This is a genomic window from Neolewinella maritima (genome assembly GCF_923081025.1).
Lineage (GTDB): Bacteria > Bacteroidota > Bacteroidia > Chitinophagales > Saprospiraceae > Neolewinella > Neolewinella maritima.
On the sequence record NZ_CAKLPZ010000003.1, the window covers coordinates 285,771 to 305,347 of the forward strand.

General features: G+C 61.1%; 17 protein-coding genes. 7 read left to right on the plus strand and 10 right to left on the minus strand.

Annotated features, from left to right (window positions below; translation table 11 throughout):
* Positions 1–20: 20 nt before the first annotated feature.
* Positions 21–3,293 (minus strand): S41 family peptidase, encoded by a 3,273-nt coding sequence (locus tag MJQ68_RS12915; protein WP_238751536.1) that lies wholly within the window; start codon positions 3,291–3,293, stop codon positions 21–23.
* A 151-nt stretch (positions 3,294–3,444) separates the two neighbouring features.
* Here MJQ68_RS12915 and MJQ68_RS12920 point away from each other — a divergent pair, with 151 nt between their 5' ends.
* On the plus strand, positions 3,445–3,969 hold the full coding sequence (locus MJQ68_RS12920; RefSeq protein ID WP_238751537.1) for an FKBP-type peptidyl-prolyl cis-trans isomerase: 525 nt from the start codon (positions 3,445–3,447) through the stop codon (positions 3,967–3,969).
* 92 nt (positions 3,970–4,061) lie between these two features.
* On the opposite strand, the gene MJQ68_RS12925 is transcribed toward MJQ68_RS12920, so the two are convergent.
* Positions 4,062–5,447, minus strand: coding sequence for a dipeptidase (locus tag MJQ68_RS12925; protein WP_238751538.1), 1,386 nt, complete (start codon positions 5,445–5,447; stop codon positions 4,062–4,064).
* Positions 5,448–5,532: 85 nt separating this feature from the next.
* Between MJQ68_RS12925 and MJQ68_RS12930 the strand changes: the two genes are divergently transcribed.
* Positions 5,533–5,823, plus strand: coding sequence for a PLDc N-terminal domain-containing protein (locus tag MJQ68_RS12930; protein ID WP_238751539.1), 291 nt, complete (start codon positions 5,533–5,535; stop codon positions 5,821–5,823).
* Positions 5,824–5,998: 175 nt separating this feature from the next.
* Here the strand turns inward: MJQ68_RS12930 and cdaA are convergent, their stop codons facing one another.
* Complete coding sequence (gene cdaA, locus MJQ68_RS12935) at positions 5,999–6,805, minus strand: diadenylate cyclase CdaA (protein WP_238751540.1); 807 nt, start codon at positions 6,803–6,805, stop codon at positions 5,999–6,001.
* Positions 6,806–6,817: 12 nt separating this feature from the next.
* Positions 6,818–7,429 (minus strand): OmpH family outer membrane protein, encoded by a 612-nt coding sequence (locus MJQ68_RS12940; RefSeq protein ID WP_238751541.1) that lies wholly within the window; start codon positions 7,427–7,429, stop codon positions 6,818–6,820.
* A 38-nt stretch (positions 7,430–7,467) separates the two neighbouring features.
* Between MJQ68_RS12940 and MJQ68_RS12945 the strand changes: the two genes are divergently transcribed.
* Entirely contained in the window at positions 7,468–8,358 is an 891-nt protein-coding gene (locus tag MJQ68_RS12945; RefSeq protein ID WP_238751542.1) for an EamA family transporter, read from the plus strand.
* Between the two features lie 37 nt (positions 8,359–8,395).
* Here MJQ68_RS12945 and nspC read toward each other — a convergent pair whose 3' ends face one another.
* The 3 genes from nspC to MJQ68_RS12960 are packed head-to-tail and all read right to left on the minus strand — an operon-like array spanning position 8,396 to position 11,692.
* Positions 8,396–9,526 carry a carboxynorspermidine decarboxylase gene (gene nspC / locus MJQ68_RS12950; protein ID WP_238751543.1) on the minus strand — a complete coding sequence of 377 codons (1,131 nt, stop codon included), beginning with the start codon at positions 9,524–9,526 and terminating at the stop codon, positions 8,396–8,398.
* Between the two features lie 19 nt (positions 9,527–9,545).
* Positions 9,546–11,321, minus strand: coding sequence for a hypothetical protein (locus tag MJQ68_RS12955; protein WP_238751544.1), 1,776 nt, complete (start codon positions 11,319–11,321; stop codon positions 9,546–9,548).
* 23 nt (positions 11,322–11,344) lie between these two features.
* Positions 11,345–11,692: a 4Fe-4S dicluster domain-containing protein gene (locus MJQ68_RS12960; RefSeq protein WP_238751545.1), complete on the minus strand. Its 348-nt coding sequence runs from the start codon at positions 11,690–11,692 to the stop codon at positions 11,345–11,347.
* Between the two features lie 232 nt (positions 11,693–11,924).
* On the opposite strand from MJQ68_RS12960, the gene MJQ68_RS12965 reads away from it, so the two are divergent.
* On the plus strand, positions 11,925–12,464 hold the full coding sequence (locus MJQ68_RS12965; protein ID WP_238751546.1) for a TraR/DksA family transcriptional regulator: 540 nt from the start codon (positions 11,925–11,927) through the stop codon (positions 12,462–12,464).
* A 10-nt stretch (positions 12,465–12,474) separates the two neighbouring features.
* Complete coding sequence (locus MJQ68_RS12970) at positions 12,475–12,987, plus strand: gamma carbonic anhydrase family protein (protein WP_238751547.1); 513 nt, start codon at positions 12,475–12,477, stop codon at positions 12,985–12,987.
* A 166-nt stretch (positions 12,988–13,153) separates the two neighbouring features.
* Here MJQ68_RS12970 and MJQ68_RS12975 read toward each other — a convergent pair whose 3' ends face one another.
* On the minus strand, positions 13,154–13,783 hold the full coding sequence (locus tag MJQ68_RS12975; protein ID WP_238751548.1) for a 4'-phosphopantetheinyl transferase family protein: 630 nt from the start codon (positions 13,781–13,783) through the stop codon (positions 13,154–13,156).
* Positions 13,784–13,795: 12 nt separating this feature from the next.
* Positions 13,796–13,957, minus strand: coding sequence for a hypothetical protein (locus MJQ68_RS12980; protein WP_238751549.1), 162 nt, complete (start codon positions 13,955–13,957; stop codon positions 13,796–13,798).
* 78 nt (positions 13,958–14,035) lie between these two features.
* On the opposite strand from MJQ68_RS12980, the gene MJQ68_RS12985 reads away from it, so the two are divergent.
* Positions 14,036–14,926 (plus strand): WD40 repeat domain-containing protein, encoded by an 891-nt coding sequence (locus MJQ68_RS12985; RefSeq protein ID WP_238751550.1) that lies wholly within the window; start codon positions 14,036–14,038, stop codon positions 14,924–14,926.
* 63 nt (positions 14,927–14,989) lie between these two features.
* Here MJQ68_RS12985 and gcvP read toward each other — a convergent pair whose 3' ends face one another.
* Positions 14,990–17,881, minus strand: coding sequence for an aminomethyl-transferring glycine dehydrogenase (gene gcvP / locus MJQ68_RS12990; RefSeq protein ID WP_238751551.1), 2,892 nt, complete (start codon positions 17,879–17,881; stop codon positions 14,990–14,992).
* A gap of 305 nt (positions 17,882–18,186) precedes the next feature.
* Between gcvP and MJQ68_RS12995 the strand changes: the two genes are divergently transcribed.
* A complete protein-coding gene (locus MJQ68_RS12995; protein WP_238751552.1) occupies positions 18,187–19,320 on the plus strand; it encodes a tyrosine-type recombinase/integrase in 1,134 nt (377 codons plus the stop codon).
* Positions 19,321–19,577 lie beyond the last annotated feature (257 nt).

The window sequence follows — 19,577 nt, forward strand, 5'->3', positions numbered from 1 at the left end:
AAAATCTGTGGAATCCGTGTTTAAAACCCAGCACGACCCCGCTTCTCAAACGCAGGCCGCTCCGGCACCGCCACCGGCGCTTCCTCCAATTGCCGCAGCACTTCCGCGATCGCCCGCTCCAGTTGCGGATCCCGCCCAGCCATGACCTCCTTCGGGTACTGCTCTACGACGATGTCCGGCGCTACGCCTTCGTTCTCGACGCGGTAGCCGTCTTTGTCCCAAAAGGCTACGTTGGGGGCCGTCACCGAGCCGCCGTCGATAAATTCCGGATAGCCCAGTACGCCGACCAGCCCGCCCCAGGTGCGCTTGCCGATCATGGTGCCCAGTTCGTTCTGTCGCCAGAGGTAGGGGAAGAGGTCACCGCCCGAGCCGGCCGTCTCGTCTACCAGTAGCACCTTCGGACCCTGAATACTGGCTACGGGGGCGTGCTGATCGGCGCCGTAGCGGTAGGTCCAGCTGTTCTGATAGGGCCGCATGAGCAGTTCGATGTAGTAATCGGCGATCTGACCGCCGCCGTTAAAGCGCTCGTCTACGATGATGGCCTGCTTATCGACCTGCGGAAAGAAGTAGCGCTTGAAGTACTCGAAGCCGCCGCCGCCCGTATTGGGTACGTAGACGTAGGCGACCCTGCCGTCCGTAGCCTCGTTCACCTTGCGCAAATTACCCTCCACCCAGTCGCGGTTGCGCAGGGCGTACTCATCCTCTACGGGGGTGACCTTCACCCTGCGGCTGTCGCTACCGTCTGCATTGGGCCCTACGGTGAGCTCCACGATCGTTCCGGCCGTGCGCTCGAAGAGGCGGAAGAGATTATCCTCGCCCATCAGCTCCTCCCCGTTCACGGCCAGCAGGTAATCACCCACCTGCACGTCTACGCCTGGCTCGGTGAGCGGGCTGGCCAGCTCCTCGTTCCAGTTCAACCCGCCGTAGATCTTGGCAAAGCGGTAGCGGCCGTTGGCTACGGTATAGTCCGCCCCAAGTACACCGCCCGGTACGCGCTCGGCTTCCCGCAGCGGCTCGCCCTGTCCGCCGAAGCGGTGGTGGCCTACGCCCAGTTCGCTACCCATCCAGCGCATGACGCGGTAGAGGTCGTCGGTGGTCATTACGTCCGCCAGGAAGGGCTCGTACTTAGCCTTCATCGCATCCCAGTCCACCCCGTGCATATTGGGGTCGTAGAAGTAGTCGCGGTTCACCCGCCACATCTCGTCGAAGATGTTCTTCCACTCGGCCCGGGGGGCGATCTTTACGGCTAGTCCGTAGTCGTCGGGCGACTTCAGGTCCTCCAGGCTAGGCGCGTCCAGACTGGTCACGCCCCAGCGGCCGAAGCTGCCCACGAAGGCCTTTTTCCCGTTGGCGGTCACCTCGAACCAGTTGGCCGGGATGTGCTCGGTGGCTTCCCGGTCCTCCAGCGAGTAGCTGTGTAGCATAGAGCCGGCATCCGTAGCTTGCAGGAAGAGCAGCTTGCCCTCGGAGGGGGCCGCCAGGTTGCTGTAGTTGCCGTTGGGTAGGGGGAGGTGTACGATGCGGGTGTCGAGTCCGTCGAAGTCGATCCTCAGCGGACCGGGGTCGCTAGTGGTCGTGTCTTTTTCATCCTCGGTATCCGCAGCATCGTCCGCCTTCTCTTTCTTGAGCGCGGCTTCGTACTGCTCGTCTTCGCTGGGTTCCTCCACGTCGTTGCGGTGGAAGAAGGGGGAGATCACGTCTTCCTGCAGCGTCAGCAGGTAGATGCTGTTCGTGGCCTGCATATCGTTGCTCGACTGCTGGAACCAGTTCACGACCGGACCGGCATCCGTCGATGCCGTCAAATAAAGGTACTTACCCGAGGGGTCGAAGGTCGGCTCGGTTACGTTCACCAATTCGTCGGTCACGGGCCGCGACTGTCCGTCCGCTACACTATAGACATAGGCCCGCTCGAAGTTGGTGCCCATGATCTTGGAGTAGGCCATCCACTGCCCGTCGTGCGACCAGGAACCGAACAGGTCGCGGTAGGCCCCCGGGTAGTAGAGCACGTCCTGGTCCACCTTGATGACCTGACCGCTACTTACTTCCAGTACGTATAGGTTACGGCCATTATCAACAAAAGCCAGGTGTTTTCCGTCGGGTGCCCAGTGTATGTGGGCGTAGAAGCCCGTCCCATCCAGATCGACCGTACGCGTGTTTTGCGTTTGCGCGGTACGCAGGTGCAAGGCGTATTCTCCGGAGGCGTCGCTGAAGTAGGCTACCGTCCGCCCATCGGGTGACCAGGCCGGGTACGTTTCGTGGGCACCGGGGGTTTGCGTCAGGTTCTGTACATCTCCCTCGTCCGCCGGCGCGGTGAGGATCTCCCCCCGAAAGTCGAACACCAGCCGCGTACCTGATGGTGATACTCCGGCCGAGCGTACGTGGTCGCCCCCCGTCACGTAGCGTGGGCGCACGTCCAGCACGTCGGCGCGCACGGTGATGTCGAGTCGCTCGTGTGTACCGCTGCCCGGATCGTACACGTGCAGGTAACCCGCCTGCTCGAACACCACGGCCCCCGCGCCCGCCTGCAGACTGATCACCGGGAAGTCCGCAAACTCCGTCAGTTGCGCTACACTGCCGGAAGCCGGGTCGTAGACGTACAGGTTATACTCCCCGTTGCGGTCACTGCGGAAGTACAGCTTCCCATCCAGGTACTGCGGGTAGTTGTCGTTGCTACTTGTCTCCGGCTTAGGTACCTCCACTACGGAGCTATCGGCCGTGCTGAACAGCCAGATGCGCGATACCGTGCCGCCGCGGTAGTTCTTCCACATACCGGATCGGTCACCCAGGGGGGTGTAGGCGATGTGACTGCCGTCGGCGGAGTAGTCGGCCTGACTGGCGGTAGGGATATTCAGCGGCGTTTCACGCCCACCTATCAGCCCGATGGTATAGAGCTGATTGAAGCGGTTGGTGAATACGTAGCGCTTGGAGGTAAAGAGCACCGACTGTCCGTCCGGCGCAAAGGCCTGCACTTCGTCCGGGTCGGGATGCCAGGTGAGCCGCTGCGGGATGCCGCCCGCTACCGGTACGGTGTACACGTCGAGGTTGCCGTCGTAGTTGCCGGTGAAGGCGAGCGTCTTTCCGTCCGGACTGAAGACCGGATGAGTCTCCGGACCGTCCCCGATCGTGAGCCGGCGGGGGTTGGTGCCGTCGCGGTCCGCTACCCATAGATCGCCGGCGTAGGCAAAGGCAATGTGCTCTGCGCTGATGGCCGGATCGGAGAGCAGGCGGGTCTGGGCGTGGAGCATACCGGCCCAGATAAACAATAGGAGTGGTGTAAGGAGCTTGTGCATCATTCGTGGTGTTGACTCCGGTAAGTTACTACTGGAGCTTTTAGATACTACTCGGCGGACGAGCTAAACTGCGTATAGCTCAGCCGACGAGTAGAACAAGCACCGCACCGGCGGACGCGCCCAACAATTCTGGCGGCTGGCGCCTTATGCAAGCATGCCGAACGACCCGCTCACCATCGACGACTATACGATCGTAACCATGACCTACGAAGTCCGCGACGGCGGCCCCTCCGGTACCCTACTGGAGCGCATGGACGCCAACTACCCCTTCAAGTTCATGTTCGGCACCGGTAAGATGCTGCCGGCCTGGGAGCGGCGCATGTTCGGACTTAAAAGCGGCATGGGATTCAGCTTTCAGCTCGGCCCCGACGATGCCTACGGCAAGCCCGATCCGCAGCATATCCTGGAGGCTCCTATCCATATCTTCCAGAACGAGCGCGAACAGATCGAGCCCGGCCTCCTGGAAAAAGGACAGTACCTCACCCTCACCGATGCCGACGGTAAGGCGGTCAACGCTAAGGTGCTCGAGTGGAACGACGAGACCGTCAAGCTAGACGCCAATCACGCGTTGGCCGGCAAGACCCTGTTCTTCTCCGGGGCCATTCTGAATGTGCGCAAGGCAAGTGTGGATGAGCTGGTCCGCAAGCAGTATATCGAGGAGGGCGGAGTTAGGCGTTAAACACGGATTACGCGGATTCATACACAGATTGGGCACGGATTCTAATCTGTGGTTGATCCGTGCTCCAAATCCGCGTAATCCGTGTTTAGATCTTAAACAGCAAAGGCCGCAAAGAACGCCGGTACCGTCTCGATTCCCTTATAAAAGTTCCACAGCCCGAAGTGCTCGTTGGGACTGTGCAGCCCGTCCGTATCGAAGCCGAAGCCCATCAGGATAGTCTCTACCTCGAGCACCTCTTTGAACTGGGCTACGATGGGGATGGAGCCGCCTTCGTACATGGGTACGGGGGTCTCGCCGAAGGTCTGCTGGATGGCCGCTTCCGCCGCCCGGTAGGCCTTGGTATCGGTAGGGGTGACGTAGGGGTTGCCGCCGTGGTGGGGGTGTACTTCTACCTTCACCGAGTCCGGCGCGATCGACTTAAAGTGCTTGCTGAACAGCTCCGTGATCTGCTCGTGGTTCTGTTTCGAGACCAGGCGCATGCTGATCTTGGCATTGGCTACGGCCGGGATCACCGTTTTCGAGCCCTCGCCGGTGAAGCCGCCCCAGATGCCGTTCACGTCCAGCGTGGGCAGGATGCCGGTGCGCTCGTAAGTGGTGTAGCCTTCCTCGCCCTCCAGGCCGAACACGCCGGGGGAGTCCATATACTCTTCGGCGTCGAAGGGGGCGTTGCGCATCAGGGTCCGGTCGCGCTCGCTGGGAAACTCCACATCGTCGTAGAAGCCCGGAATCGTGATGTGCTTGCGCTCGTCCTTCAGGCTGGCGATCATCTCACAGAGCACGTTGATGGGGTTGGCTACCGCGCCACCGAACAGACCGGAGTGCATATCGGCCCGCGCTGAGCGCACCTTGACGTCCAGATAGGTCAGTCCCCGCAGGCCCACCGTGATGCTGGGGTGCTTCTTGCTCAGCAGACTGGTATCGGAGATCAGGATCACGTCCGACTTCAGCATTTCCTTGTGCTCCTTGATGAAGGGCAGCAGATTAGGGCTACCGATCTCTTCCTCGCCCTCGATCATGAACTTGACGTTGCAGGGCAGATTACCGGTCTGTATCATCGCCTCCACGGCCTTGACGTGGATAAACATTTGTCCCTTGTCGTCCGTAGCACCGCGCGCAAAAATTGCCCCGTCCGGGTGGATTTTCGTCTTCTTTATGGTGGGCTCGAAGGGGGGCGTCTCCCACTCATCCAGGGGGTCGGCGGGCTGCACGTCGTAGTGGCCGTATACTAGTACTGTGGGCTTGGCGGGGTCGATCAGTTTTTCGGCGTACACGATGGGGTGGCCGTCGGTGGGGTAGAGTTCCGCCTTGTCCAGTCCGGCGCGCACCAGAAACTCCTGTACGCGCACGGCGCACTGCATGGTATCCTTGTCGTGTTCCCGCGCCGTGCTGATGCTTGGTATGCGGATCAGGCTCTTCAGCTCCTCCAGGAAGCGTTCGCGGTGGGTCTCGATGTACTGTTGGGTCGTCCTATCATTCATGCCGGTGTAACGGCGGGCGGGCCCGCAGGTGCGATGAACAAACCCCGGACTGCTGCAGGTAGTTATACCAGGCAAATTAGCGACCATGAATACCCGTACCCTACCGGTCTCCCTCTCCCTGCTGGCCCTGACCATCCTGCTTACGGCCTGCGGCGAAGACGTCTCGGGCGGCGAGGTCATTGCCGGCGGCATCGGCCTCTACCTCATCGGCAGTCTGCTGGCCCTCCTCGTCGTGGTCTTCGCCGTCCTCGACCTGGTCAAGAAGCCTTACTCCATCCAGAAAAAAGTCATCTGGGGCGCGATCATCTTCTTCATTCCCTTCCTTGGCGCTGTTCTGTACTTCGTGCTTGGGCGGAATAAGCGGGAGGTTTTTTAGACCCGGCTTCGCCGGGGTAGACCCCTTCGGGGAGTAGACCGCTGAAGCGGAGTAGACCCGTGCGGTAGCCCAGACACATGCGGCAGTTCTACCCGCGTTAGCGGTCTGACCCCCGAAGGGGTCTACCTAGCCGAAGGCGATCTGCCCCGCAGGGTCTAACCGAGCCGCAGGCGACCTACAAATACATATCCAGCAGCTCAGTAAGCCGCTCCTCGCTGATGCCGCGCTCCAGCGCGCCGCCGTAGGCGAAGCTGATCTTGCCCGTTTCCTCCGAAATGATGAAGCAGGCAACGTCGACCTTTTCCGTGACGCCGACGGCGGCCCGGTGGCGTAGGCCGACGGCCGCTGGCAGGTCGCTGTTTTCCGACACGGGGAGGATGGCGCTGGCCTTGATGATGCGGCGGTTGGAGACCAGCACGGCACCGTCGTGGAGTGGACTCTCCTTATGGAAGATACTGACCAGCAGGCCGTAGCTGATGTCAGCGTTGAGCTCCGTGCCGCCGGTGATGACGGTGCTGGGGTCGGCCTCCTGGGTGCAGACGATGAGGGCACCGGTGCGCTGGCGGGCCAGGCGGAGAAAGGCCCGGCGGACGACCGCCGTCTGCGGTGCTTTTTCGCGGTCGAATTCCTCGCGGCCCAGCAGGCGGTTCCAGAAGCTATCGCGCTGCTTGATGGTGCTACTGCCCAGCAGGAGGAGGAAGCGCCGTACCTCGGGCTGAAATATGATGATGAGACTGATGAAGCCGACCTGAATGAACTGGTTGAGGATGTTGCTCAGCAGATCCATTCCCAGGGCCGTGAAGGCCAGGTAACTGAAGAACAGGGCCACGATGCCCACGAAGATGTTGAGCGCGATGCTACCCCGCAGCAACCGGTAGAGCCAGTAGATCAGGTAGCCGACGATGAGCACGTCGAAGACGTCCCAGATGTCGACGGGCAGAAAGCCGATCCGAAAGGCGAGGGGTAGGGCGGGGGCGGACATCGACCGGTGAAGTTACTGTACGCTGTCCTGCACCGCCACGTTGAGCCGCTCGAGTACCAGGGGCGTAATGTCGTAGGCGTCGTTGGTGATCAGCACAGCCGAGTTCTGCCCCTGATTGAGGATGAAGTCGTACTTATTTTCTTCCTGTAGCTGTTCCAGCACTTCCTTGACCCGCTCGCTGAAGTCCTGCTGAATGCGCAGTTGGTCTTCCTGGATACTGGCCAGGGCCACGTCGCGCTGCTGCATGATCTCCTGCTCCTTGCGCGCCATGCGCTGCTGCTCGGACTGGATCTTGTTGGGCGCCAGCAGTCCCTGCTGCACCTGATTCTGTAACCGCTGTACTTCCTGCTGGAAGGCCGTGACCCGCTTGTTGTGGTTCTGCTCGGCCTGGTTGAAGTTCTCCTCCAGCCGGCCCAGCTCGTCGGCCACGACGGTATAGCCGGCCTGCAGGCTATCTACCTTGACGAACACGATGTTCAGTCCCGCCCCGTCTGCGCGTGGGGCCGCGGTGGTACTGCTCGCACTGGCCGGGGCGGACCCTTCAGCGGAGTTGTCGCAGCCAAAAAAGCCGAGGGCCACGAGAACTAAAGCGGTGGTGGGTAGTATTCTAGCGAAGTCGGTCATCCGTATCCTTGATTTCCCGCAAAAGTACAGCTTTCCCTATGGGACGTGACCGCTTCCTTATCCTGCTCGCCTTTTCCGTCACCTACTTCGTGTGGGGCGCCACCTACCTAGCCAACTACTGGGCGATCGACTCGATCCCGGTCTTCTTCATGGGGGGTACCCGCTTTGTCACCGCCGGCCTGATCATGTATGCCTACACCTTATTGCGGGGCGACCGCACCTGGCCCCGCCGCAAGTACCTGATCAATTCCGGCATCATCGGCGTACTCCTGCTCAGCGTAGGTACTGGGGCGGTGGTCTGGGCCCAGCAATTCATCCCTACCTCTACGACCAGCCTCATCATCGCCTTCGAACCCCTGGTGGTGATGTTGATGATGTGGAGCATCCTGCGTTCGCGCCCGTCCGCTAAGGCGTTCCTGGGAGCATTCATCAGCATATGCGGGATGAGCCTGCTGATCAGTCAGCCCGTAGCCATCGGGGGTGGGGCCGATGTATACAAGGGCTTCATCGCCATCGCCAGCGGCATGCTCTGCTGGGGCTCGGGAATGCTACTGCGGCAGCGGCTCGACCTGGGTCCGAACCGGGTGCGCGCCACCGCCATGCAGATGCTGGTAGCCGGGGTGTTCTTACTGATTTCCAGCCCGCTGCTGGATGACTGGTCCACCTGGACGGTCGCCGACGTCACCGCCCGCTCGGCCTACGCCTGGGTGTTCCTGGTGGTGTTTGGCTCCATCATCGCTTTTTCCGCCTTCAACTTCCTGCTCGGTAAGGTGAGTGCGGATAAGGTGGCTACGAATACCTACGTCAATCCCGTCGTGGCCGTGCTGCTCGGCGGACTATTGAACGGCGAGGTGATCACCGGACAGTCGCTGCTGGCGGGGAGTATTCTGCTTACCGGGGTGTACTTTATTAATTCGGCTAAAACCTGATTCCTCTCCCCCAACCCCTCCCTAGGGGGGAGGGGAGCTAGCCCATCCGGGCTTCGTAGTCGTCGTACGTAAAGGTGCGCTCCGCCAGCACCTCCCCGTCTGCGTCGACCAGTACGATCGCCGGGTGCGGTACGCCGTTAAACATGGTGGACTTCACCGTAGTGTAGTGCGCCATATCCTCAAAGACTAGCGTGTCACCCACCCGGGCCGGCTGCCGGAAGTGATAGGTATCCAGGTAGTCGCCGGCCAGACAGCTCATGCCCCCCAGTCGGTAGGGATAATGATAGCCCTCCGCCGGCTCGGCACTTGCCCCTTGCAGGACGGGCCGATAGGGCATTTCCAGCGTATCCGGCATGTGACAGGTGAAGCTGACGTCCAGCATCAGCGTCTGGGTGCCGTAGTTGTTGACGATGTCCAGGACGGTGCACTGTAGGTAGCCGGTCTGCCAGACGTGGGCGCTGCCGGGCTCCAGGGTGATCCGCAGGTGGGGGTAGCGGGATTTGAGCGATTTGAGGGTAGCGATCAGCCCCTGCACGTCGTAGTCGGCGCGGGTCATGAGGTGTCCGCCCCCGAGGTTGAGCCACTCGATCTGCTCCAGGTAGTGTCCGAACTGGGCGCGGGTACGCTCGATCAGGGTAGCCGTGGCCGCTGCATCGCTTTCACAGAGCGTGTGGATGTGCAGACCCTTTAGTCCCTTCGGCGGCTTGGTCGGCAGGTTGGGGAGTGTTTCGCCCAGGCGGCCGTGGGGGTTGCTGGGATTGTAAAGATCTGTCGTGACCGGACTGTACTCGGGGTTCACGCGCACGCCCACGCTGAGGTCCGTGCCTTCCCACTGCGGGCGGTAGCGCTCCAGCTCGGTCAGGGTGTTGAAGGTCAGGAAGTGTGCCAGGCTGGCCATCTCGGCAAAGTCGGCGGGCGGGTACGCGGGTGCGTAGACGTGGGGCTTGCGACCGAAGTGCTTGTGGATCAGCCTGGCCTCGTTCAGGCTACTAGCCGTAGCGCTCGGCAGGTAGTCGGCGATCAGCGGAAAGGCCGGCCAGAAGGCAAAGGCCTTGAGGGCCAGGATGATCTCTACCCCGGAGGCGGAGGCTACATCGGCGATCAGTTCCAGGTTCTTGCGCAGCTTATCTGCTTCGATGACGAAGGCGGGGGAGGGCAGGGGGGGCATGTGGGCTGGTTGGGGCAGACTAAAAGGCTTCGCGGCGGCGGGTCACGTTCCACCGTACGCCTACGTTGAGCAGCGTCGTTTCCAGGTCGCGCTCGTCGCGTTCGCTGTTCTTGCTGCGGCGGAAGTACTCGGCTTCGAGCCATAAATTGGGGCGGATCTCGTAGCCGGCCCGGAGCTGGAGGATGGTGTTCGTGTAGCCGATACCCTGGCCGATCTCGTTGCCGTAGGTCATCTCACGCAGGTCGCTGGACTGGTTAAGGTTCTCGCCCACTACGGTGCTGTCGATGCCCTCACCCTGCTCGATCAGGTAGGCCCGGCCGCTCAGGTGCAGACGGGGCAGGGGGCGGTAGTCCAGGCCCACCAGATTCTCCGTGAAGTTGGCTCCCAGGGGGTGGGCCAGTGGCATGGCGAAGTGGGTGTAGCTGCTGGGGCCGTCGTGGCTATAGATGTAGGGGCGGGCGGTGTTGCGTTCAACGACCAGGTCGAGCTGATCTACGCCGAAGGCATCCACGTGGCGTGCACCGATCTGGTAGGCCCACTTGTTGGCCCACCAGCCATCTCGCTTGATGAATAGTTCGCTGAATACGAACTCATCCAAAATGAACTGTCCGTACACCTCCGTGCGTAGGGGCAGCCGGTATGAGGCGGTCAGGCCGATCACTACATTGTCCGGGCTACCCAGACTGCCCTCCACCGTACGGTACAGGATAATTGGATTTAGGTAGGCCAGATCAAAGCCCTTCTCCCGGTTGAGCACTACGGCCTCGAAGAGGCCTACCGACAAACGTTTGCCGATGTTGAGGGAAAGGTAGTGGGCGGCCAGGTATTTCTTGGGGTATAGCGTGTTGCCACCGGGTACGGTCTGTGGTCCGTCCGTCAGCTCCGCAAAGATGTTGCGGTAGTGAAACTTCCAGATCCGCCAGTTGATCTCCAGGAACGGGTAGTTGTTGCTAAAATCACTGAGGAAGAGGCTGCGCTCTCCGCTTCCGATGAAGTGTTGTCCATACCCCAGGCGTATCCCTACGTGTTGGGTAAGGTCAGCGGATAGGTAGCCCGCGCCATTTAGAAAATCGTACCCCCGCACGATATTGAACGACTCGATCGTCAGTTCATCCTTGACCAGACCGGCACCGGGCAACGAGCCTACCCGGCGGAAGTAGTTGCGCAGGTAGTCCGGCGCACCAAACTGCGTATCCAGGATCTCGAAGTGCAGAAAGAAGCGGTCGTCGATGCCCGCCCGCAGCCGCACCCCCCGCTTGTTGTACAGGTAGGACTGCTCGTCGTTCTGCAGCTGCCCGTAGCGCAGGTCCAGCACGGGGTTCAGGCGCAGGTAGAAGTCCTTACGGTCGTACGCCAGCAGGTGGGCCGGCGTCTTGTAGAAGGTATTGACTATCGGTTTGCGCGACCTGCGGTACAGCGGCGACTGCACCGACGCCAGCGCAAAGCTATCCCCGATGTAGAAGGGGGCCCGGTCGGCATCGTCCGTGGCCTCGAAGGTGGGCAGGCTCAGCCACTCGTTGTTGTTGTCGAAGAAGCGCTGCAGGCGGTAGCGCTCCGCTTTGGACATCTCGTCGCCATGTAGCGCCTCATAGGTCTTCGCCAGGCGCACCAGGTCGCCCCGGCTGGCGGGCCGCAGATTCAGATCCGCAGCCGGCGCGGTGAAGCCTTCCGTGCCGTATTTGATGTACAGCCGTTGCATCAGGTCATAGCCTTCCTCGTTCACGGGCAGCGGGGCACCCTGCGCCGCTAGGAAGAGGGGGGCAGTAAGGAGAATACAGACAAGGAGTACACGCACGGGAGCAAGTTAAGGCTGCGAAGTTAAGCGTGCAGGGTCGCTTGACGGGCGGCGAGTACCGCCTCGGCCTCCTCGCGCTCGGGGTCGGGCACGCAGCAATCTACCGGGCAGACCGCCGCGCACTGCGGCTCCTCGTGGAAGCCCACACACTCCGTGCACTTGTCCGGTACGATGTAGTAGAACTCGTCACTGACCGGCTCCTGATCTTCGTCCGGGGCGATGACCGCTCCGGTCTCGATCTGGTAGGGTGCGGCGATGGTGGTACCGTCCGCGATCGTCCACTCCACGCCGCCTTCGTAGATGGCGTTGTTGGGGCATTCGGGCTCACAGGCTCCGCAGTTGATGCAATCGTCGGTGATCATGATAGCCATGGGGGAGGGGTTTATGGGGGTCGTCCGGCACATCGGGGCGGGACCGCCGGTGCGTGGGTCTATTAATAAGGCGGGCCTTTATGACTCGCGGGACACAAAGGTATAAACCCCGGGCAGCCCAACGGGTTGAATGAGATCATTCTCGGTGTAAATGGCCCGATAGGGCCCGCAAATTTGCATAAGCGCGCAAAAAATATAACATTGACCGCAACGGGGTGTATAACTAGCCTACATGGAACGATACAGCGACGACGAACTCAACGAGTTCAAGCAAATCATAAAGGATAATTACCAGCAAGCCAAGAAAGAGCTGCAAATGCTGCGCGATCAGGTCGCCGAGTTCTCGGAGAACATCACCGAAGGATTCGGGGCCGACTACACGCAGGACAGCAGCTCCGTCTCCCAGCTCGAACTGCTCAACGAGCAGGTACTGCGCAAGCGCGACCAGGTCCAGGACCTGCAGAACGCCATGCTGCGTATCAAGAATAAAGTCTACGGCGTGTGCTCTGTGACCGGCAAGCTCATCGACCGCAAGCGCCTGGAGGCCGTACCCACCACCACCAAAAGTCTGGAGGGGATGAAGTTACAGGCCAGCGGCGTCATGGACGTCACCGCCCAGGACCTCGCCCGCCGCGCCAGTGAGCGCCGCGAAGGCCCCAACAAGGTCATTTCCAAGATCAAGAAGCCGCCACCCCCCAAGGCCAAGCCCGTAAAGAAAAAGCGGAGCCGCCGCCGCAAGCGCCAGGAGGAAGAGGAGGACGACCTCATCTGATCCCACCCCTATGGCCCTGATCCTTCCCGTACGCGGGCATCATCCCCAGATCGGTCCGGACTGCTTCCTGGCCGAGAACGCCACGGTGGTCGGCGAGGTCACCCTCGGTAGCCAGTGCAGCGTATGGTTCACCGCCGTTATCCGCGGTGATGTGAACCGCATCACCATCGGCGACCGCGTCAACGTACAGGACGGCGCCTGCATCCACTGCACCTACCAGCGGGCCGCTACCACTATCGGCAATGACGTTAGCATCGGCCACCGCGCCATCGTACACGGCTGCGCCGTCCACGACAGCGTACTCATCGGTATGGGTGCCATCGTGATGGACGATGCCGTGGTAGAAAGTAACGTCATCATCGGTGCCGGCGCGGTGGTACCCGCCGGTATGCGGTGCGAGGCCAACTCCGTCTACGCCGGTATACCCGCCCGTAAGATCAAGGAGCTGGCCCCGGAGCAGCGGGCCGACACGATCGAGCGCATCGCCGCAGCCTATCTCACCTACAGCAGCTGGTTCCAGTAAAACGCTGCCTCCCCCGATAGCTATCGGGGCGGTGGACGTAGCAGCCTCCGGCTGCGAGAGCCGCTTCAGCGGCGATCGGAGAGTGACGGGAAGCTAAGCGGGTGTGATACCACTCAAGTAGATACCCCAGCGCTGCCGGAGGCAGCTTCGGACCCCGCCCCGATAGCTATCGGGGGAGGCTGCGTCTAACCGCTGCGACCACCACAAACATCTCGTACTCCCGAAAGGCCAGCGTAAACTCCATAGGCTGTTCCCCCAGTAGTCGCCCGGTCCTATCCACCAGATCCACCACAAGATCCCGCCGAAAGTCCAGTTGCCGCCGCCCGTACGCTTTATACATCGCTTCCTTGGCCGCCCAGATGAGATGGAGTTGGACCAGCTCATCCGTCTCCGTCAGCTGCGACCACTCCGTTTCTCCGACAAATTTGGGGGCCAGCCGCCGGATGCGGGGCACGATCCGCTGTACGTCTATACCGCACGGACGGGGGTGGGCCACCGCCGCGGAATAGCCTACCGTATGGCTGATAGAAACGAAGAAATCGGAATCCGGTAAGTGAGGCTTGCCGTCGCTGTCCTTGACCAATTCGGCCCGGGTGCTGCGGCCGCTCATGCGGTGGAGGAGAAGGCGGGCGGCGAGAAATTCACGGCGACGCTCCGCGCCCTTGATCAGTAGGAGTTGGTGTTGCTCGGCGGTGGAGAGGTGGACGTGTCCGCGTAGTTCGTGTTCGGATTCCGTGATGGACCAGAGGCCCCACTCACCGGGTGGTAGCAGGGCATCGTGAAAATAAAGGGGCAAGGCGGCGGGGTGTTACAGCCGCACGGCGTTGATCCGGGTATCGATGTAGTAGCGTAGACCGACTAAAATAATTCCGACCGCGAGCAGGGCAGCAATAAGCTGGATGACGGCGGTGAACGAGGGTAACGCAAATCCGACCGCCCAACACAATACGACTAAGAAGATATATTTCATTGTTTGGGGTGGCGACCTGCGCCAGGGGTTGATACGCTCCTAAAACCCTGTACCCTAACACCTTGTTCACGTCCACCCATGCTTACCCGTACCCACGCCCGCTCCGGACACCGCGCCGCTATCTATGATCTGCAGCCCGCGGGGGACGCATTCTACTCCGCCGCCGCCGACGGCTTTCTCGTCCACTGGCACCGGCAGGACGCAGACTTCGGCCGGGTCGTCGCCACCGTCGAACAGGGGAAATTCCTCAGTCTGGCCATCATCCCGGAAGGTCTCGTAGCCGGCGCCCTGGACGGCGGTGTCCACTGGCTCTACCCCGACGCACCCGACCGTAATCGTCACATCGCCCACCACCGACAGGGCTGTTTCTCGGTCATCGCGGTAGGGGACGAACTGTTCACCGGTGGCGGAGAGGGCATACTCACCCGCTGGTCGATCGAGCAGGCCCGCACGGTAGAGAGCATCCCCCTTTCCGCCAACTCCCTGCGCCGGATCGTCTACGATCCCGTGTACGACCGTCTTGCCGTCGGAGCCAGTGATGGTCAGCTATACCTCCTGGACCGCGCGGGATTGACCGTGCTAGACGCCGCACCTGCGCACGCGCCCTCGGTGTTTGCCCTGGGGTTTTCTCCGGACGGCGAATATTTATTCAGCGGGGGGCGGGACGCCAATCTGTCGCGCTGGCACGTACTGGACGGCACGCTCAGCCAGGAAACCACCGTGACGGCCCACCTGATGACGGTCAACGCCCTGGCCGTACACCCCAGCGGCGACTACCTGGCCACCGCCAGCCGCGACAAGACCGTAAAGCTCTGGCGCACCCACGACCTGTCGCTACTCAAAGTCTGCGAAGTCGTACGCGACCGCGGCCACGTCAACAGCGTCAACGCCCTGTGCTGGCTAGACGAGTCTACGCTGCTCACGGGGGGCGATGACCGGCGGATCCTCGAATGGGATTTAGTGCTGTAGTTCTGTGGTTCAGTGGTTCAGTGGGGGGGCACTACAGAACTACAACACTACAGGAATACCGAACTACACATACGCTTCGATCGGCGGGCAGGTGCAGACGAAATTGCGGTCGCCGTAGCCGTTGTCGACGCGGGCTACGCTGGGCCAGAACTTGAAGCCCTGGCGGAGGTAGGGCAGGGGATAGGCGGCCTGCTCGCGGGAGTAGGGGTGCGACCAGTCGTCGGCGGTGAGCTCGGCGATGGTGTGGGGGGCGTTGAGCAGGACGTTATCCTCGGTATCGACATCGCCACGGGCTACGGCGTCAGCCTCCTCACGGATGGCCAGGAGGGCGTCGCAGAAGCGGTCTAGCTCGTCCTTGCTCTCGCTTTCGGTGGGTTCAATCATGACGGTACCGGCCACGGGCCAGGAGAGGGTGGGGGCGTGGAAGCCGTAGTCGATCAGCCGTTTGGCCAGGTCGCTGGCGCTCATGACGGACTTGAAGGGGCGCAGGTCCAGGATGAGCTCGTGGGCGGCGCGGCCGTTCTCACCGGTGAATAGCACGTCGTACTGCTCCTCGATGCGGGCCTTGATGTAGTTGGCGTTGAGAATGGCGTACTCGCTGGCCTGACGCAGACCGCTGGCACCGAGCATCTTGATGTAGGCGTAGCTGATCAGCAGGATGCTGGCGCTGCCCCAGGGGGCGGAGGCTACGGCGGAGGTGGCTTTTTGTCCGCCAGTATCCTGTAGCGGATGGCTGGGCAGGAAGGGGGCCAGCTTTTCGTTGCAGCAGATGGGGCCCATACCGGGTCCGCCGCCGCCGTGGGGGATGGCGAAGGTCTTGTGGAGGTTGAGGTGGCAGACGTCGGCACCGATCAGTCCGGGACTGGTGAGGCCCACCTGGGCGTTCATGTTGGCGCCGTCCATGTAGACTAGTCCGCCGTGGCTGTGCACCAGCTCGCACATCTCCACTACGCCGGTCTCGAAGACGCCGTAGGTACTGGGGTAGGTGATCATGAGGGCGGCCAGCTTATCCCGGTGTTCCTCGGTCTTGGCGCGCAGGTCGTCGATGTCTACGTTGCCGGCCTCGTCGCTCTTTACGACCACCACCTGCATGCCGGCCATGACGGCGCTGGCGGGGTTGGTGCCGTGGGCGCTTTCGGGGATGATGGCGACGTTGCGGTGGCCCTCGTTGCGGTTGAGGTGGTAGGCGCGGATGACCAGCAGACCGGCGTACTCGCCACTGGCCCCGCTGTTGGGCTGCAGGCTACAGGCGGTGAAGCCGGTGATCTCGGCCAGGTCGCGCTCCAGCTCCTGGAACAGCTGCTTATAGCCCTGTGCCTGCTCGATGGGGGCAAAGGGGTGGATGTTGGCAAACTCCGGCCAGCTGACGGGAATCAGCTCCGTGGCGGCGTTCAGCTTCATGGTGCAGGAGCCCAGGGGGATCATGCTGTGCATGAGGCTGAGGTCCTTATTCTCCAGCCGCTTGAGGTAGCGCATCAGCTGCGTCTCGGTGCGGTAGCTGGTAAAGTTCGGGTGAGTCAGGAAGGTAGACGTGCGGCGGAGCGCCGGTGCGATGTGAGTATCGATGCCCGTGACGCCACCGTCCCCGGTGAGTTCGGCCCCCCCATAGTTCAGCGTGGCTTCGAAGATGCGGCAGACCGCCTGGAGATCGGTGGTAGCTACGGTTTCGTCGAAGCTGATCCGGATACCGCCCTCCCTGGGGTAGAAGAAATTATAACCCTCGGTCTCCGCGCGCTGGCGGATACGGGCTACTCGTTCGGGACTGGTGTCGATGTGCAGCGTATCGAAGTAGTGCTCGGCGGGGAGGGTAAAGCCAGCTTCCCGCAAAGTATCAGCAAGAATCACCGTGAAGTGGTGGGTGCGTTTGGCAATGGCAGTGAGGCCTTCCGCACCGTGGTAGCAGGCGTACATCGCGGCCATATTGGCCAATAGTGCCTGGGCGGTACATATGTTGGAAGTGGCTTTTTCGCGGCGGATGTGCTGCTCGCGGGTCTGCAGGGCCATACGCAGGGCGGTGTGGCCGTGGCGGTCCTGGCTCACGCCGATGATGCGACCGGGGATGAGCCGCTTGTAGGTATCCTGCACGGCGAAGTAGGCCGCGTGGGGTCCCCCGAAGCCCATGGGTACTCCGAAGCGCTGCGTATTACCTACTACAGCATCGGCGCCCCATTCGCCGGGAGGGGTGAGCAGGGTAAGGGCAAGCAGGTCGGCGGCTACCGTGACGGTGATGTCGGCCGCCTTGGCGCGTTCCACTACTTCGCGGTAGTCTTCGATCTGACCGTTGGCACCGGGGTACTGGAGGAGCACACCGAATACGCGGTCCTTGTCGAGGTCGAAGTCAGCTACAGGGCTTACCCGGATCTCGATCTCCAGCGGTTCGGCGCGGGTGCGCAGCACGGCCAGCGTCTGCGGCAGCACCTGATCGGAGACCAGGAACACATTGGCGGGATCGGACTTCGCGCGCTTGTTCCGGTAGGCGTAGAACATAGTCATGGCCTCGGCCGCGGCGGTGCCCTCGTCGAGCAGACTGGCGTTGGCCACGGGCATGGCGGTCAGGTCGCTGACCATCGTCTGGAAGTTGAGCAGGCTCTCGAGCCGTCCCTGGGCGATCTCGGCCTGGTAGGGGGTATACTGGGTGTACCAGCCGGGATTGCAGAACAGGTTACGCAGGATCACGCTGGGCGTGATGGTCCCGTGGTAGCCCATACCCATGAAGCTGCGGAAGACCTTATTGCGCTGCGCCATCCCCTGCAAGTGCTGCAGGTAGTAGTACTCACTGATGGCGGGATCGACCTGTAGCGGCTCCCGCAGTCGGATCGAATCGGGCACGGTCTGGTCGATCAGCTCCTCCAGCGAAGCGACGCCGATGGTAGCGAGCATCGCCTGGGTTTCTTCGGCGGAGGGGCCGATGTGGCGGTGGGAGAATTGGTCGAATCGGGGGGTCAGGGCGGGCATGCTGGCGCATTAGGGGTTAGGCGGGCAAAGGTAATGTGCGGGGCGGGCTTTGGGTTGCGGGGCCGCGGGTGCGATGGGTACCGGAGGGCGCTAGATAATTCTGTAGCTAGGGGGTAAAATGCTAATGGTACAATTATATTGAGGGCGCAATGGGGATGGTGGACGGCCCGATGATCCGACACACAGTGGGCGAAGCCGTGTCCCGGCCACAGTGCTCGCCTAGTCGTTTATACACGTCTTTAATCGCAAGTATGCGGATAGATTACTCCTTCGTGTGGAGTGTACCTCCATCTTGCCGAAAAAGAATGGGTGACACATTGGGGGTCCGAACGATTACGGTAGATGGAGTGCGGTACCTCGCGGTTAGGCCACTGGCTTACGTGGAGGGCTTGGTCGACCGCTTAAATTTAATCGGTCCGTTTAGATACGACCGCAACAAGCGGGTCTTCACGACTCCCTACGCGGAAGCGGTATACGAGCGATTGCGGGCAGACTTTGCGGTACGTCACATCACATCCGTGCAAAAGGCAGCCAGACAGCCGGTGCAGCAGAGGCGTGCAGACACCCTACCACAGCAACGGAAGCGACCGTTAGCTGATCACTGGTGGCAGGCGGTACACGCTACGGAGGAGCAGTTACGGGTAAAGCGGTACAGTTGGCGGACGGTGAAGAGCTACTTAAGTCATTTACGTAGTTTCTTTCTGGATCACCCTGCTTATCAGCCTACTGATATTACGTCGGAAGTGATCCGTAAGTACGTGGTGGACCGAACGAAGCGGGGCAATTATGCCGTCAGTAGCCAAAACCAGCTACTGAATGCCATCAAGTTCTGGTTTGAGCACGTGGAGGGTAATCCAAAGGCGTTCATCGAGTTACGTCCACGCAAACCCAAGCAGCTGCCTACGGTACTGAGTGTACAGGAAGTGAAGCAAGTATTCGCTGCGGTAGACAATCTGAAACACCGCTGTATCCTGAAGATGATCTACGGCGGCGGACTTCGGCTCAGCGAGGTGACTCATCTTCGGGTGGCTGACATTCATTCTCACCAAATGCAAGTCTTCGTGCATGGCGGAAAGGGAAAGAAGGATCGCTACACGACCCTAAGTCAAAATGCCCTCAATGAACTACGGCAGTACTTCGTCGCCTACCGACCCGACTACTGGTTGTTCGAAGGGCAGGAGGGTGGACAATACAGTGTGCGCAGTGTACAATCCGTTTTCCGGCGGGCAGTAAAGGCCGCACGGGTAAACCCTTACGCTACGGTACATACCCTAAGGCACAGTTACGCCACGCACCTGCTGGAGCAAGGAGTAAGTCTGCGTCATATTCAGGTACTGCTTGGACACGAAAGCAGTCGGACTACGGAGCGCTACACCCAGGTGTCGGATGCTGAACGTCAGCGGGTGGTCAGTCCACTCGACAAACTAGAGGAGCAATAGCCTATTGCGTGTACACAACATGCGGGTGGTGGCTACACGACACGTTGCGGCTACACGTCAACTGAGCTCTACACGTCAATGGGTTGCCGTAGATTGGGGGGCTACACGCAATCGTTAGTGCATATGTTGGGCGACAGACCGCCATTTAAGGCGGTCCGAAAGAATTATCCAATTATAAATTGCTAGTAATCCCTGCAGAGTTTTGGAAGAGAGTATACCATATAGACTTTGCGGTAATAAGATAGCACATACACAAG

Coding starts and splice junctions, on each gene's coding strand:
- MJQ68_RS12915 (WP_238751536.1), bottom strand. CDS start 3,293: ATGATGCACAAGCTCCTTACACCACTCCTATTGTTTATCTGGGCCGGT.
- MJQ68_RS12920 (WP_238751537.1), top strand. CDS start 3,445: ATGCCGAACGACCCGCTCACCATCGACGACTATACGATCGTAACCATG.
- MJQ68_RS12925 (WP_238751538.1), bottom strand. CDS start 5,447: ATGAATGATAGGACGACCCAACAGTACATCGAGACCCACCGCGAACGC.
- MJQ68_RS12930 (WP_238751539.1), top strand. CDS start 5,533: ATGAATACCCGTACCCTACCGGTCTCCCTCTCCCTGCTGGCCCTGACC.
- cdaA (WP_238751540.1), bottom strand. CDS start 6,805: ATGTCCGCCCCCGCCCTACCCCTCGCCTTTCGGATCGGCTTTCTGCCC.
- MJQ68_RS12940 (WP_238751541.1), bottom strand. CDS start 7,429: ATGACCGACTTCGCTAGAATACTACCCACCACCGCTTTAGTTCTCGTG.
- MJQ68_RS12945 (WP_238751542.1), top strand. CDS start 7,468: ATGGGACGTGACCGCTTCCTTATCCTGCTCGCCTTTTCCGTCACCTAC.
- nspC (WP_238751543.1), bottom strand. CDS start 9,526: ATGCCCCCCCTGCCCTCCCCCGCCTTCGTCATCGAAGCAGATAAGCTG.
- MJQ68_RS12960 (WP_238751545.1), bottom strand. CDS start 11,692: ATGGCTATCATGATCACCGACGATTGCATCAACTGCGGAGCCTGTGAG.
- MJQ68_RS12965 (WP_238751546.1), top strand. CDS start 11,925: ATGGAACGATACAGCGACGACGAACTCAACGAGTTCAAGCAAATCATA.
- MJQ68_RS12970 (WP_238751547.1), top strand. CDS start 12,475: ATGGCCCTGATCCTTCCCGTACGCGGGCATCATCCCCAGATCGGTCCG.
- MJQ68_RS12980 (WP_238751549.1), bottom strand. CDS start 13,957: ATGAAATATATCTTCTTAGTCGTATTGTGTTGGGCGGTCGGATTTGCG.
- MJQ68_RS12985 (WP_238751550.1), top strand. CDS start 14,036: ATGCTTACCCGTACCCACGCCCGCTCCGGACACCGCGCCGCTATCTAT.
- gcvP (WP_238751551.1), bottom strand. CDS start 17,881: ATGCCCGCCCTGACCCCCCGATTCGACCAATTCTCCCACCGCCACATC.
- MJQ68_RS12995 (WP_238751552.1), top strand. CDS start 18,187: ATGGGTGACACATTGGGGGTCCGAACGATTACGGTAGATGGAGTGCGG.